Source organism: Kribbella steppae, from assembly GCF_004342025.1.
Taxonomy (GTDB): Bacteria; Actinomycetota; Actinomycetes; order Propionibacteriales; family Kribbellaceae; genus Kribbella; species Kribbella steppae.
The window spans coordinates 1-13,905 of the sequence record NZ_SLWN01000027.1 but is presented as its reverse complement, the minus strand read 5'-3'; the positions used below and the strand labels follow the sequence as shown (position 1 = coordinate 13,905).

General features: G+C 67.3%; 13 protein-coding genes. 4 read left to right on the top strand and 9 right to left on the bottom strand.

All coding sequences use genetic code 11. From position 1 onward, the window contains the following. Positions 1-137: 137 nt before the first annotated feature. The 5 genes from EV652_RS42795 to EV652_RS42775 all read right to left on the bottom strand — a co-directional run bounded on the left by EV652_RS42795 (position 138) and on the right by EV652_RS42775 (position 5,166). A complete protein-coding gene (locus tag EV652_RS42795) occupies positions 138-1,229 on the bottom strand; it encodes a Gfo/Idh/MocA family protein (RefSeq protein ID WP_132216911.1) in 1,092 nt (363 codons plus the stop codon). After that, positions 1,222-1,998, bottom strand: coding sequence for a ThuA domain-containing protein (locus EV652_RS42790; protein ID WP_132216909.1), 777 nt, complete (start codon positions 1,996-1,998; stop codon positions 1,222-1,224). The genes EV652_RS42795 and EV652_RS42790 overlap by 8 nt, the downstream gene beginning before the upstream one ends. Before the next feature lie 19 nt (positions 1,999-2,017). After that, positions 2,018-2,833: a carbohydrate ABC transporter permease gene (locus EV652_RS42785; protein ID WP_132216907.1), complete on the bottom strand. Its 816-nt coding sequence runs from the start codon at positions 2,831-2,833 to the stop codon at positions 2,018-2,020. Positions 2,834-2,968: 135 nt separating this feature from the next. After that, complete coding sequence (locus EV652_RS42780) at positions 2,969-3,928, bottom strand: carbohydrate ABC transporter permease (protein ID WP_132216905.1); 960 nt, start codon at positions 3,926-3,928, stop codon at positions 2,969-2,971. Between the two features lie 5 nt (positions 3,929-3,933). Next, positions 3,934-5,166: a sugar ABC transporter substrate-binding protein gene (locus EV652_RS42775; protein ID WP_199238719.1), complete on the bottom strand. Its 1,233-nt coding sequence runs from the start codon at positions 5,164-5,166 to the stop codon at positions 3,934-3,936. Positions 5,167-5,352: 186 nt separating this feature from the next. Between EV652_RS42775 and EV652_RS42770 the strand changes: the two genes are divergently transcribed. Continuing rightward, positions 5,353-6,363: a LacI family DNA-binding transcriptional regulator gene (locus EV652_RS42770; RefSeq protein WP_132216903.1), complete on the top strand. Its 1,011-nt coding sequence runs from the start codon at positions 5,353-5,355 to the stop codon at positions 6,361-6,363. Here the strand turns inward: EV652_RS42770 and ilvY are convergent. Next, positions 6,330-7,184, bottom strand: a complete 855-nt coding sequence (ilvY, locus tag EV652_RS42765; protein WP_132216901.1) for an HTH-type transcriptional activator IlvY — start codon at positions 7,182-7,184, stop codon at positions 6,330-6,332. The genes EV652_RS42770 and ilvY overlap by 34 nt on opposite strands. Before the next feature lie 75 nt (positions 7,185-7,259). Here ilvY and EV652_RS42760 point away from each other — a divergent pair, with 75 nt between their 5' ends. Together EV652_RS42760 and EV652_RS42755 are read left to right on the top strand one after the other, a co-directional pair. Beyond that, complete coding sequence (locus EV652_RS42760) at positions 7,260-8,723, top strand: ketol-acid reductoisomerase (RefSeq protein ID WP_132216899.1); 1,464 nt, start codon at positions 7,260-7,262, stop codon at positions 8,721-8,723. A 72-nt stretch (positions 8,724-8,795) separates the two neighbouring features. Continuing rightward, on the top strand, positions 8,796-9,803 hold the full coding sequence (locus EV652_RS42755; protein ID WP_132216897.1) for an acyltransferase domain-containing protein: 1,008 nt from the start codon (positions 8,796-8,798) through the stop codon (positions 9,801-9,803). A 63-nt stretch (positions 9,804-9,866) separates the two neighbouring features. Here EV652_RS42755 and glmM read toward each other — a convergent pair whose 3' ends face one another. The 3 genes from glmM to rplM are packed head-to-tail and all read right to left on the bottom strand — an operon-like array spanning position 9,867 to position 12,221. Next, the gene (gene glmM, locus EV652_RS42750; protein WP_132216895.1) at positions 9,867-11,213 is read right to left on the bottom strand and encodes a phosphoglucosamine mutase; all 1,347 of its coding nucleotides are present in this window, start codon (positions 11,211-11,213) and stop codon (positions 9,867-9,869) included. Between the two features lie 7 nt (positions 11,214-11,220). Beyond that, positions 11,221-11,742 carry a 30S ribosomal protein S9 gene (gene rpsI, locus EV652_RS42745; protein WP_132216893.1) on the bottom strand — a complete coding sequence of 174 codons (522 nt, stop codon included), beginning with the start codon at positions 11,740-11,742 and terminating at the stop codon, positions 11,221-11,223. A gap of 35 nt (positions 11,743-11,777) precedes the next feature. After that, positions 11,778-12,221 carry a 50S ribosomal protein L13 gene (gene rplM, locus EV652_RS42740; RefSeq protein ID WP_131286311.1) on the bottom strand — a complete coding sequence of 148 codons (444 nt, stop codon included), beginning with the start codon at positions 12,219-12,221 and terminating at the stop codon, positions 11,778-11,780. Positions 12,222-12,497: 276 nt separating this feature from the next. On the opposite strand from rplM, the gene EV652_RS42735 reads away from it, so the two are divergent. Continuing rightward, positions 12,498-13,784 carry a citrate synthase gene (locus EV652_RS42735; RefSeq protein WP_242002344.1) on the top strand — a complete coding sequence of 429 codons (1,287 nt, stop codon included), beginning with the start codon at positions 12,498-12,500 and terminating at the stop codon, positions 13,782-13,784. The last annotated feature ends 121 nt before the right edge of the window (positions 13,785-13,905 follow it).

Sequence of the window (13,905 nt, the reverse complement as noted above, 5' to 3'; positions counted from 1 at the left end):
ACCCACACGACCAGAGCCGGTCAAGGGCAAACTACGAACTGACGTTGTGTAGTCAGGGACAGCTACGCGCGGAGAAGCCGCAACCCATGGGGCTTCTCCGCGCGTAGCACTTTCCGGGTCCCGGATGACCCGGAGCTTCAGGACTCCAGGCCGACGACCTTCAGTACATTCGGCCACGCCTTGAGCGCGGCGTGCAGGGTCGGGTCCTGGACGGTGGCGAGGGCTTCTTCGTAGGCGGCCTCCAGTACGTCGGCCACGCGGACCACCTCACCGGTCGATGCGGACCGTACGGCGGCCTCGACCATGGCGACGCTCACGACGTTGGAGTGCACCTCCGACTGCGGGATCGTGGACTCCCGGACCGCGTCGACGAACTCGACCAGCGAGCCCGCGATCTGCTCCGGATCCTCCAGCAAGGTGGCCGGCAATGCCTCGCCCGAGGCCAGTTCGGCGACCGGCGCGTTATCTCCGTCCCAGGTCGCCGTACCGCCGGATGCACTTGCCCGCCAGCGGCCGTTCCACGACGTCTCCAGGCCGGGTGCACACCAGCTGCCGGTGAAGGAGAAGCGGGTGCCGTCGGCGAACCGGAAGATCGCGGACGCGCCCGCATTGCCGTCGAACCAGCTCCAGTCCGGGTTGTACGACTCGCAGTACACCGAGACCGGTTCGGAGCCGATCAGCTTGCGGGACAGGTCGAACTGATGGATCGCCATGTCGACGAGCAACGGTTCGGCCATCCGCTCGCGGAAGCCGCTGAAGTGCGGAGCCTTGAAGAATTCGCACGACAGCGACCCGATCCTGCCGAGCTCGGCGAGCTGCCGGCCGAAGGCATTCCCGGCCCGGAAGTAGCGCCGGGACTGCGACACCATCAGCAACTTGCCGCTCACCTCCGAGGCGGCAACCATCGCCAGGCACTCGCGAACCGTCGCGGCCAACGGCTTCTCGCAGAGCACCGGAAGCCCACGCAGCAAGGCATCCACGCTCACCGTGGGATGCGCGACCGGCACGGTCACGTCGATGACCGCGTCGGCGTCGACGCCCAACTCCTCGATCGACGCCGCCACCGGGACCTCGCCGTACCCGTGCTCGTCGGCAGCAGCACGAGCCAGGGGTACATCGAGGTCGATCAACCCGACGAGGTCGACATCAGGATTGTCGGCAATCGTCCGCAGCCAGGCGCGGCCCATGCCGCCCGCGCCGACCTGGAGTAGGCGCAAGAGGTCAGGCATCGGCAGGCTCTTCGATCGGACCCGTGTAGCCGTGACCGTTGAAGAAGTCCTCGGTCTCGTACCGCAGCAACGTCGGCACCGCCCGCTCCGGCCGGTCGCTGTTGACCCAGGCGACGCCGTTCGCTATCACCTTGCGGATGTCCTTGTGGTGGTAGACCGGGTAGTCCTGGTCGCCCGGCGAGAAGTAGAAGATCTTGCCGTGGCCGCGGCGGAACGTGCAGCCGGAGCGGAACACCTCGCCGCCGCTGAACGACGAGACGAAGACCAGATCGTCCGGCACCGGGATGTCGAAGAACTCGCCGTACATCTCCTGCTGCTCGATGATGATCGGGTGCGGTACACCCTGGGCGATCGGGTGCGTCGGGTTCACCGTCCAGACCAGCTCGCGGTCCCGCTCACTGCGCCAGCGCAGGGTGCACGACGTACCCATCAGCTTGCCGAAGATCTTCGACCAGTGGCCGGAGTGCAGGACAACCAGTCCCATCCCGGACAGCACGTGCTGGTACACCCGCTCGACCACCGCGTCGTCGACCTCGCCGTGCGCCGCGTGACCCCACCACACCAGGACGTCGGTCCGTGCCAGCACCTCCTCGGTCAGGCCGTGCTCGGGTTCGTCGAGGGTCGTCGTACCGACCGTCGCCTCGGCGCCGAGGTTGTCGCTGATCCCGGCGGCGATGGTCGAGTGCATGCCGTCGGGGTAGATCTCGGCGACATGCGGCTCGACCTGCTCGTGCCGGTTCTCGCCCCAGACGAGTACGCGAATCGTCATAGTTATCCAGTCCTTAGAGTCATTTGACGGCTCCGCCGATGGCGCCGGCGGCGATGTACTTCTGCGCGGCGACCAGCAGCACGATGGCCGGGATCGCCGAGAGGACCGCGGTCGCCATCACCGCGTTCCAGTTCTGCACCTGGGTGCCGAGGTACTGGTAGATCCCGAGCGTCACCGGCCGCACGCCACCCTTGGTGGTCAGCGTGAGCGCGAACAGGAAATCGCTCCAGGAGAAGAGGAAACTGAACAGTCCCGCGGTGATGAGCGAGTTCTTGCTGATCGGCAGCACGATCGAGACGAACGCCCGGAACAGTCCGGCGCCGTCCACCCGCGCAGCCTCCACCAGCGACGGCGGCAGCGAGAGCATGAACGAGCGCAGGATCAGGATCGCGAACGGGATGCCACTGCTGCAGTTGGCCACGATGAGGCCCGGGATCGAGTTCAGCAGCCCGAGCCGTTCGTACGCCGTGTAGAGCGCGTTGGCGATCACGATGCCCGGAATCATCTGCGAGATCAGGATCGCCAGCAGCCCGACCGACACCCAGCGGGACCGGAACTGCGAGAGCGCGTACGCGCACGGGGTGGCGACGGCCAGGCTGAGCACCACGGTGCCGACCGCGATGATCAGGCTGGTGACCAGGTTGCCGCCCTGTTCACTGAGCGCCCGCCGGTAGCCGGCGAACGTCGGGTCGAGGGGCAGGAAGCCGGCCGTCAACGTGTTGCCGGACGGCTGCAGCGACGCGTTCACCATCCAGTAGACGGGGAAGAGCATCATGCACAGGATCAGTACGCCGATCACGGTGTAGACCCCGCGACGCACAGTCGAGTCGGTCATGGGGCCTCCCGGCCTGGACTGAGGAGCGGAGGGAGCGAAGCGACTGGAGTGACGAGGGAAGGCCGGGAGCCAAGGCCCCATGACCCTGCCGGCGCCGAAGGCCCGGCCAAAAGCACAGTCATTGTCGTACGCCTCCTACTCGTCGACGGCACGACGGGTGCCGCGCAGGTAGAGGACCGCGAACAGCAGCGAGATCGCGATCAGGATGTTGCTCAGCGCGGCGCCTTCGCCGAACTTGAAGTCGATGAACGACCGCTCGTACGACTGGGTGGCCAGCGTCTGGGTCGCGTTGGCCGGACCGCCGCCGGTGAGGCCGAGGATGATGTCCAGCACCTTGATCGTGTAGACCACGCCGAGCATCAGCACCACACTCGCCACCGCCCGCAGGTTCGGCCAGGTGATGTACCAGAACGCGCGCCAGCCGGTGGCGCCGTCCAACTGGCCGGCCTCGTACAACTCGTCCGGGATCTCGGACAGCCCCGAGTACAGCAGCGTCACGTTGAACGGGATGCCGATCCAGATGTTCACCCCGATCACCGCGATCAGCGCGACCGACGGCGAGTTCAGCCACGGCACCGGATCGTTGATGAGGCCGAGCCAGGCCAGCGTGCGGTTCAGGATGCCGCTGTCCTGCTCGAGAATCGACCGCCAGGTCGCACTGGACACGATCAGCGGCAGCAGCCACGGAAGCAGGAGCAGCGATCGCAGTACGCCGTTGAGCGGGAAGCGCCGGCGGAAGAACAGCGCCAGCCCGAGACCGATGACGAACTGGAAACTGATCGAGCCGAGGGTGAACAGCGCCGTGTTCACCATCGCCTGCGAGAACAGTTGGTCCGTCACCACCGCCGTGTAGTTCTTCAACCCGACCCAGGGAGCCTCGCCGGTGAAGAACGTCCGCAGGCCGTAGTCCTGCAGGCTCATCATCAGGTTCTTGACCACCGGATACCCGAACAGGGCAACCATCGCCAGCGCGGCCGGCAGCACGAACAGAACCTTGGTCAGATCTTCACCCCGGTGGCGCCGGCCCCGGAACCTGCGAGCAGGTTCCGGGCCGGACGCCGCGGCGTCATCGCGGGTCAACGTCGCATGGGCCATTGCGATCAGCCGCCGGAGGCCTGCTTGAAGGCATCCTGGGCCGAGGCCTTACCGGTCAGCGCGAGAGCGATCGCCTGGTAGATCACCTTGGCGGCCTCCGGCCACTTCTCGCCCAGCTTGCCGGTCCGGGACCGGGCGCTCTTGACCTGCTCGGTGAAGGCCTTCATCGACGGCACGTCCTTGACGTACTGGTCGAGCAGCGCGGTCCTGGTCGGAATGGTGAACCGGGCCTTCGCCCAGGCCAGCTCGTTCTCGTCCGAGTTCAGGCATTTCACGAAGTCGGCGGCCTTCTGCTGCTTGGCCTGGTCCTTGTTCAGCGGGACCGTCCAGGCCTCACCACCGAGCGGTGCGACCGGCGTCTGGTCCGGCTTGTTCAGCGGGAACGTGACCACGTCCCACTTGACGTTCGGGGTCTTCTGCAGCGAAGGGATCTGCCACGGGCCGTTCACCATCATCGCGGCCTTGCCGGCCACGAACTGGTCCTTCGCGTCGCCCTGGGTCCAGTTGATGACGCTCTTCGACGCCGAGCCCGACTGCACCAGATCCACCCACAGCTGCAGCGCTTCCGCGACCTGCGGGCTGTTCAGGTCCGTCTCGTCACCACCGTTGGTCCACATCGGCGGCAGGAACTGCCAGGAACCTTCGTACGTCGCGTTCGCGTTGAAGGCGATGCCGTACCGGCCCGGCTTGGTGAGCGCCTTGGCCGCGGCCTTCAGCTCGTCCCAGGTCTTCGGCGGCTGGATACCTGCTTCCTGCAGCATCTGCGTGTTGTAGAACAGCGCGATCGTGTTCGTCACCGGCGCCAGTCCGTAGAGCTTGCCCTCGTACGACGTCGCGTCGACCATGCCCTGAATGACTCCGTCCGCATTCAGACCGAGGTCGTTCAAGGGCGCCAGCGCACCGGTCGCCGCGATCTGCTGCACGTCCGGGTTGTCCAGCATCAGCACGTCGGGCAGCGTCTTCGACGAAGCCTGCTGCAGCACCTTCTGGATCAAGGTGTCACCAGGCACCGTCTCCCGTTGGATGGTGATGCCCAGCTGGCTCGCGCAGGAGTCGAGTCCCTTCTGGACGAGCGACTTGTCCGGGTCGTTGTTGTAGTAGTCCAGAATCGTGAGGCTCTTGACGGTGTCGCCGGACGAGGACGACGCCGAGTCACCGCCACTGTCTCCACAGGCTGCCAGCACGAGCGACAGGGCCGTCGCACCCGCCAGCACAGCGGTGATCCGCTTGCTGATCATGACTTGCGCTCCTTCGGAGGGGATGGTCGGGGCCGCAGCGGGCGTGCTGATCAAAGCGTTTAACCGCTGGCCGCCGAAGAGTGCCGTTCACTTGTCTGGTGGTCGGTAAACCGCTTAACTGAGGTGTCCAAGGACTATGTTCCTCAGGTCACACTGCTGTCAAGAGGTCAGAGGAGGTTCGCTGCGATGGTGAACATGCGGGACGTCGCCCACCGCGCGGGCGTGTCGATCGCGACCGTCTCCTTCGTGCTGAACGGCACCAAGCCGGTCACCGCGGCGACCCGGGCGAGGGTCGAGCAGTCGATGGCCGACCTCGGATATCGCCGCAACGTGGTGGCCCGCGCGCTGGCCAGCCGGCGTACGCACATCATCGCGATGGCCTATCCGGCGCTGGACCACAAGTTCGGCTTCTCGGCTGCCGAGTTCTTCACCAGCGCCGCGGACGCGGCGCGCAAACAGGACTATCACCTGGTCCTCTGGCCGGTCGGCAACGACGGCAGCGAACTGACCGAACTGGTGGGCCAGGGCCTCGTCGACGGCGTCGTGCTGATGGAGGTCCAACTGGACGACCCGCGCGTCGCGGTCCTGCAGAAGACCGCTACGCCGTTCGCCTTGATCGGGCGAACGAGCGCGCTGGAGGGCCTGTCCCATGTCGACATCGACTTCGACCGAACCGTCGAGGATGCGATCGGCTACCTGCACGGCCTCGGGCACCGGCAGCTGGCGCTGATCTCGGGCAACCTCAACGATCCTCTCTTCAGCACCTACGGCCCCTACGTCCGCTCCGAAGCCGCCTATCGCCGGGTCGCCCCGGAGTACGGCCTCGAAACCGTCGTACTGGAATGCTCCGGCTCGTCCCTGGCCGGCCAGGACGCCATGGCCCGCCTCGTCCGCGATCACCCGGACACGACCGCCGTCCTGATCGTCAACGAGTTCGCCGCTCTCGGCGCCGTGGCCGGCCTGAACCGCCTCGGCCTCCGGGTCCCCGACGACATCTCGGTCCTGCCCCTGCTGATGGCCCCGGAGATGGCAGCCCTCACCAACCCCGCGCTCACCATCATGCGAACCCCAGGCCCCGAGCTCGGCCAGCTGGGCACCGAGGCCCTCATCCGGCAAGTGGAAGGCGCTGACCCCCTCCCGCCCCAACTCGTCCCCGCCAAGCTCTACCCCGGCGCGACCACCGGCCCACCCCGCTGAACGAGTCCCCAGAGGGCGGCGATCAGTGGGCGGCGGAGATCGGCGCGACGGGCGCAGAGGCCGATGGTGAGCGGCTCGAGGTCGGCGGGTAGTTCGGTCAGGCGATTGGCCGATGGCGCGGACTCGAGGACGAGACGCGGCACGATGCCGGTGCCGCAGCCGAGTGCCACCAGGGCGAGAAGTGCTTCGTGGCCGTCGGGCTCGGCCGCGATGACCGGCTTGATGCCTTTCCGACGGAACCATCGGAAGGCCGCTTCACGCACCAGACCACGGGCTGGTACGACGAATGGCCCGTCAACTGTGGATTGGTCAGCCGCAACCAGCACGAGGTCGGTGACGGCCACTGTGCGAGTCACCAGAGTCTGAGGCAGGCGCTTCGGGATGCCTGCGACGGCGGCGTCCACTTCACCCTCGTCGAGCCTGGCCAAAGCCGCCGCCGCATCGCCGGTCCGAACGTCGAGCCGGATCTGCGGATGCGCTGGCCGCAGCGGCGCGAGCAGGTCGGGCAGCAACGCCTGACAGGCCGTCACTGTGGCGAAGATGCGCAGCTCACCGACCAGATCGGCCGCCTCGCCGGCACCCGCGTGGTAGTCCTCCCAGAGCGCCAGGGCCCGTTCGGCGTACGACGTGAAGCGCTGACCGTCCTCGGTGAGGACAACGCCGCGCGGACCGCGATCGAGCAGCCGCGCACCCGCTCGCACTTCCAGCCGCTGGATCGTCCTGGTCAGCGTCGCTGCGCTGACATGACACTCCAGGCTGGTGCGTCCGTAGTTCAGGGTGCGCGCCAGGTGCAGGAACAGCTCCAGCTCTCGATGCTCCATATTCCATTCTCCGCAACGGCCCGGTGCAGATGTTGCGCTTGCTGCAACACTCGCCGTCGACCTTAACTGAAGGGCATGACCACCTTCACCTCGTCGGTCTTCCGTACCGAGACCATGACCGTTCCGGGCGGAACGGAGACCATCCTGCGCGGCGGCCGGGACCTGTTCCCGTTGCTACCCCAGTCGTTGCACGGCGTACGGCGGATCGGCGTCCTCGGCTGGGGTCCGCAGGGACGCGCCCAGGCGCAGAACCTGCGCGACTCGCTAGCCGGCACCGACGTGACCGTGTCCGTCGGGCTGCGTCCGGGCTCAGCCTCGGCGGACGACGCGCGCAAGCTCGGATTCACCGAGGACGACGGCACCCTCGGCGACTGGTTGGCGGTGGCTGCGGCCTCCGACCTGGTGATCCTGCTGATCGCCGACGCCGCGCTCGCAGCCGAGCACGAGCGGATCTTCGCCGTACTCAAGCCCGGCGCCACGATTGGACTCTCGCACGGCTTCCTGCTCGGTCATCTGAAGGCCAGCGGCGGTGACTTCCCCGCCGGCCACCCGGTGATCGCGGTCTGCCCCAAGGGCATGGGCGATTCGGTACGACGCCTCTACGAGCAGGGCGCGACGGTGAACGGGGCCGGGATCAACGCCAGTATCGCCGTACACGCCGATCCGGACGGTCACGCGACGGACCGTGCGCTGGCCTGGTCGGTCGGACTGGGATCGCCGTACACCTTCGCCACCACGTTGGAGAACGAGTACAAGTCCGACATCGTCGGGGAACGCGCGATCCTGCTCGGCGCGGTCCATGGTCTGGTCGAGGCGCTGTACCGCCACTTCCGCCTCGACGGCGCGGATCCGGTCACGGCGTACGAGCGCTCCACCGAATCGATCACCGGACCGATCGCGCGCACCATCTCCGCGGCCGGGCTCCCCGCCGTCCGCGCCGCCCTGACCGACGACGACCGGGACCTGTTCGACCGCGCCTACACCGCCGCCTACGGGCCGGCCCGCGAGATCGTCGCCGAGATCTACGACGAAGTTGCCGACGGCACCGAACTGCGCAGCGTGATCCTGGCCGAGGACCGCCTCGCCTCCCGGCCGATGTCCCGGATCGGCGGCAGCCCGATGTGGTCGTACGGCGCCGAGGTGCACGCCCGCCGCGGTACGACGCCGGCCGCCATCGACCCACTGACCGCGGGGCTTTTCGTGGCCACCATGGTCGCCCAGGTCGACGAGTTCGCCGACCGCGGTCACCCCTGGTCCGAGATCGTCAACGAGTCGATCATCGAGGCGGTCGACTCGCTGCTGCCCTACATGCACGCCCGCGACGTGGCCTACATGGTCGACAACTGCTCCCGGACCGCCCGCCTCGGCACCCGCCGCTGGGGTCCCCGCTTCCAGGCGTCGTACGAGCAGATCGCCCTGCCCAGCCTGGACACCCCCGCTGACCAGACCCTCATCGCCAGCTTCCTCAGCAACCCAACCCACGATGCCCTCACCGAGGCCGCCAAACTCCGCCCGTCGGTCGATATCTCGGTGAGTTAGAAGTCGTGCATTCCGGGTGCGGCCCGTGGTGTCATCGCTCAGTACGCATCGGCCTGCTGGGAGGACGAGAACGTGAGCATCGCGGAGTTGGGGCTTTCGGAGAGGGCGACTGCCTGGTTGGGAGGACTGGAGACCGCGGCTGACGTGAGTCTTCCCGACGATCGCCAGGCGGCGGAGATGCTGGAGTTCTGTGGGGTCTCAGAGCAGGACCGCGATGACATGCTCGCGGCCCGGCCGGATCCGTCCCGGCACGAGGACTGGTGGGCGGTGCTGGGCGCGATGGTGACCGATCTCGACCGTGGAATGGATCAGCCGATCGAGGCGAACGGTTTCACCTCGTGGCCCGTCCTGACGGCATCGCCGATCGGATTGTTCGTGGCGGCCTGGGCGTTGCTGTCCAGGCTGCCGCGGCTGCTCGACGTACATGCTCAGCGCGGTGTGCCCGAGTCGATCACCAAAGCGAGTGTGTCCGCGCTGGGTGGAGTGATGGGGACGCATCGGGATGTGACTGGCCAGGCGGGAGTCGGGCTGTTTCCGCTGTGGGGTCCGCCGTTGCGGTTCCGGAGCGCCGACATTCAGATCGGCCGTCATTCGTTCACTCGCGCCCAGCTCGCGCTCGGCGACGGGCCCGCGGGGTACGGGCTGATGATCCACGTGCCACCGATCGGGCCACTCGACGCCACCGCGTCGGAGGAGTCGATCGCCGCCGCCGAACGGTACTTCGCGCATTGGTATCCCGAGGAGCCGGTGACGGTCTTCTCATGTACGTCGTGGTTGCTCGATCCGCAGCTCGCCGAGTACCTGCATCCCGAGTCGAACATCCTGCAGTTCCAGCGCCGATTCACCGTGCTCCCGCAGCTGCCGCCCGACGACCCGCACGAGGGTGATCGCGAGATGATGCGCCTCGGCCTGCACGTCGCACCCCCGGAGACGTCGCTCGAGGCCGAGGATCTCGCCCGGATACCGCAGCAGACCACGTTGCAACGGGCATTCGTGTCGCACCTGCGCTCCGGCCGGCACTGGGCCACGCGCACCGGAATCAGGCTGCCGGCCGGGAGCCAACTCGTCGGCGCGCTCTGAGGCTGGGACAAGAAACAGGGGCCTCGGACAAGGAATTCCTTGTCCGAGGCCCCTGGAAGGTGTTCAGAGCTTCAGTGAGTTGGCGACCACGTCGGCCAGGGAGTGGGCGATCTCGTCGGCGATGTCCGAGGACTCCGCTTCGACCATGACCCGGACCAGAGGCTCCGTACCCGATGGGCGGAGGAGGACTCGGCCGGTGTCACCCAGGCGGGTGGTGGCTTCGGCAACAGCAGTCTGGACGGCCGGGTCGGTGCCGGCGCGGGACTTGTCCACGTCCTTGACGTTGACCAGCACCTGCGGGAGCCGGGACATCGCGCCGGCCAGGTCGCTCAGCGTCTTGCCGGTCTGGGCGATCCGGGCGAGCAGCATGACCGCGGTCAGCGTGCCGTCGCCGGTGGTGGCGTGGTCGGACAGGATCACGTGCCCGGACTGCTCACCGCCGAGCTTGTGACCGCCGGCCTTCATGGCCTCCAGCACGTACCGGTCGCCGACCTTGGTCTGCTCGACCGCGATCCGCTCCCGGACCATCGCCTGGACGAAGCCGAGGTTGCTCATCACTGTGGCGACCACGGTGTCGTTGGACAACCGGCCGCTGTCACGCATCGCCAGCGCCAGGATGGCGAGAATCTGGTCACCGTCCACGAGTTCGCCGTTGGCGTCGACGGCCAGGCAGCGGTCCGCGTCGCCGTCCAGGGCGATGCCGAGGTCGGCACGGTGGCCGATCACCTCGCGCTGCAGGCCCTCCAGGTGGGTGGAACCGCAGTCAAGGTTGATGTTCAGTCCGTCGGGCGCGGCGGCGTGCGTGATCACCTCGGCACCGAGCCGGCGCAGGGCCTCCGGAGCGGTCTGCGAGGCAGCGCCGTTGGCGCAGTCGATCACGACTTTGACCCCGTCGAACCGGTTCGGCGCGGACCGGACCAGGTGCGAGACATATGTCTCGAAGCCCTGGCCGTCGTCGAAGACGCGACCGACGGCGGCACCGGTCGGACGCTGCCACTCCTCGCCCATCCGGGCCTCGATCGCGTCCTCGATCGCGTCGTCCAGCTTGATCCCGCCACGTGCCAGGAACTTGATGCCGTTGTCCGGCATCGGGTTGTGGCTGGCGGACAACATCACGCCGAGATCGGCGCCGGTCGAACCGGTCAGGTAGGCCACGGCCGGGGTCGGCAGCACACCGAGCCTGACCACATCGACGCCGGCGCTGGCCAGACCGGCCACCACGGCAGCTTCCAGGAACTCACCACTGGCCCGTGGATCCCGCCCCACAACGGCGCGTGGCCGGTGCCCTTCGAAGGCACCGGCCTCGCCGAGTACGTGAGCTGCCGCGACCGAGAGGTCGAGCGCCAGCTCCGCGGTCAGGTCCACGTTCGCCAGGCCACGGACTCCGTCCGTGCCGAACAAACGACCCATCAGGTGATCAGCGCTTGCTGTACTGCGGCGCCTTGCGGGCCTTCTTGAGACCGGCCTTCTTCCGCTCCTTGATCCGCGCGTCGCGGCTGAGCAGACCGGCCTTCTTCAGACCCGGCCGGTTCGCCTCCTCGTCGGCGGCGTTCAGGCAGCGGGCCACACCGAGCTGCAGCGCACCGGCCTGGCCGGTGATGCCACCGCCGTTGATCCGGGCGATCACGTCGTACGAGCCCTCCAGGCCCGCGACGACGAACGGCTCGTTCACGTGCTGCTGGTGGACCTTGTTCGGGAAGTAGACGTCCAGCGGCTTGCCGTTGACGGTCCACTGACCGGTGCCGGGCACCAGGCGGACGCGGGCGACGGCCTCCTTGCGGCGACCGGTGGCGCCGGCCGGGTTGATCACCGCGACCCGACCCGTCTCGGCGCGCTGCTCCGGAGTCGGGTTCGTCTCGGAGGTGTAGGCGACCGGGCCCTCGTTGTCGATGGGGACCTCGGGGTCGATCGTTTCGGTCTCGGTGGTGATGTCGCTCACGCTGGGAATCCTCGTTTACCTGGCTCGTCGATCGCTTACTGGGCGATCTGGGTGATCTCGAACGGCTTCGGCTGCTGGGCGGTGTGCGGGTGCTCCGGACCGGCGTACACCTTCAGCTTGGTGAGCAGCTTCCGGCTCAGGCGGTTCTTCGGCAGCATGCCCCAGACAGCTTTCTCGACGGCCTTGCGAGGGTCCTTGTCGAGGATCTCGCCGATCGGCGTGGCCGTCAGACCACCCGGGTGACCCGAGTGGCGGTAGGCCAGCTTGTCCGTCCGCTTGGTGCCGGACAGCGCGACCTTGGACGCGTTGACGACAACGACGAAGTCACCGCCGTCCACGTGCGGCGCGAACGTCGGCTTGTGCTTGCCACGCAGCAGGGTGGCGATCTGGACGGCGAGCCGACCGAGCGTGACGTCGGTGGCGTCGATCACGTGCCACTCGCGGGTGACGTCAGCAGGCTTCGGGCTGTACGTGCGCACGGTCGTTGACCTTCGTTTCTCAGAGGTTGACAAAACTGGTACGTCGGCGAATGGTCCGCCGACGGGGCTGGGACCTGGAACGCACAACAGCAGCCCAGAATACCGGCGGTGTCCGCCCTGGGTCAAAGCGAGCAGATCCCCACCGGGGACCCCGGCTTGGAAGCAGACCCCGACAGCACTAGTTTAGCGGTGAAGATTGCAGTCCGATCCGCGTCCCGCCGGCTGACGATAACCCTCACTCACCAGGCGATGGCGCCAGCTTCCGAAGAGGGCATTGTGACCGATCAGTCGCTCACCGTCCGGGACAACCGGACCGGCAAGGACTTCGACCTTGCCATCACCGATGGCACGATCCGTGCCGCCGATCTCAAGCAGATCAGCGCATCCGACGGCGACGGTGGCCTGGCCACCTACGACCCCGGGTTCGTGAACACCGCCTCCTGTCGATCGTCCGTCACCTTCATCGACGGCGACAAGGGCATCCTCGAGTACCGCGGGTACCCGATCGAGCAGCTCGCCGAGCAGTCGAACTACCTCGAGGTGGCTTACCTGCTGGTGAACGGCAAGCTGCCGAACAAGGCGGAGTACGAGGCCTGGGCGCACGACGTGACGTATCACACGTTCGTGCACGAGAACCTGAAGACCTTCATGCAGGGCTTCCGGTACGACGCGCATCCGATGGGCATGCTGGCTGCCTCGGTCGGCGCGCTGTCCACTTTCTACCCGGAGTCCCGCAACATCTTCGACGAGGAGTCCCGGGCGCTGCAGATCCGGCGGCTGATCGCGAAGATGCCGACGCTGGGTGCGTTCGCGTTCCGGCACGCCCAGGGCAAGCCGTACGTGTACCCGGACAACGAGCTCAGCTACACGGCGAACTTCCTGTCCATGCTGTTCAAGATGAGCGAGCCCAAGTACGCCGCCGACGACCGGCTGGTGCGGGCGCTGGAGATCCTGTTCATCCTGCACGCCGACCACGAGCAGAACGCCTCCACCAACGCGGTTCGGGCGATCGGCTCCACCCAGGTCGACCCGTACACGGCGGTCGCCGGCGGCATCGGCGCCCTCTACGGCCCGCTGCACGGCGGCGCCAACGAGGCGGTCCTGAAGATGCTCCGCCGGATCGGCTCGGTCGACAACGTGCCGTCGTTCATCGAGGGCGTGAAGAACGGCGACGAGCGGCTGATGGGCTTCGGCCACCGGGTCTACAAGAACTACGACCCGCGGGCCAAGATCATCAAGAAGGCCGCCGACGACGTGTTCGAGGTGACCGGGATCAACCCGCTGCTGAAGATCGCCGTCGAGCTGGAGAAGATCGCGCTGGAGGACGAGTACTTCGTCTCCCGCAAGCTCTACCCGAACGTCGACTTCTACTCCGGCCTGATCTACGAGGCGCTGGAGTTCCCGCCGGAGATGTTCACCGTGCTGTTCGCCATCCCGCGGACGTCGGGCTGGCTGGCGCAGTGGCTGGAGATGCTGGGCGACACCGACCAGAAGATCGCCCGGCCCAAGCAGATCTACACCGGCGAGCGCGGCGTCCAGTACGTCCCGATGGGCGACCGCTGACCCACCACCCAAACGGCCCCTCCCTTGGCGGGTTCACGTGGTCGTCGCAACACCTCGATTTGAGGAGTTGCGACGGCCATGTCGTTTTTGGAGGATTCCGAGCGTCACGGTGATGCGTTGG

Coding starts and splice junctions, on each gene's coding strand:
- EV652_RS42790 (WP_132216909.1), bottom strand. CDS start 1,998: ATGACGATTCGCGTACTCGTCTGGGGCGAGAACCGGCACGAGCAGGTC.
- EV652_RS42770 (WP_132216903.1), top strand. CDS start 5,353: ATGGTGAACATGCGGGACGTCGCCCACCGCGCGGGCGTGTCGATCGCG.
- EV652_RS42780 (WP_132216905.1), bottom strand. CDS start 3,928: ATGGCCCATGCGACGTTGACCCGCGATGACGCCGCGGCGTCCGGCCCG.
- ilvY (WP_132216901.1), bottom strand. CDS start 7,184: ATGGAGCATCGAGAGCTGGAGCTGTTCCTGCACCTGGCGCGCACCCTG.
- EV652_RS42795 (WP_132216911.1), bottom strand. CDS start 1,229: ATGCCTGACCTCTTGCGCCTACTCCAGGTCGGCGCGGGCGGCATGGGC.
- EV652_RS42785 (WP_132216907.1), bottom strand. CDS start 2,833: ATGACCGACTCGACTGTGCGTCGCGGGGTCTACACCGTGATCGGCGTA.
- glmM (WP_132216895.1), bottom strand. CDS start 11,213: ATGGGTCGTTTGTTCGGCACGGACGGAGTCCGTGGCCTGGCGAACGTG.
- EV652_RS42760 (WP_132216899.1), top strand. CDS start 7,260: ATGACCACCTTCACCTCGTCGGTCTTCCGTACCGAGACCATGACCGTT.
- EV652_RS42775 (WP_199238719.1), bottom strand. CDS start 5,166: ATGATCAGCAAGCGGATCACCGCTGTGCTGGCGGGTGCGACGGCCCTG.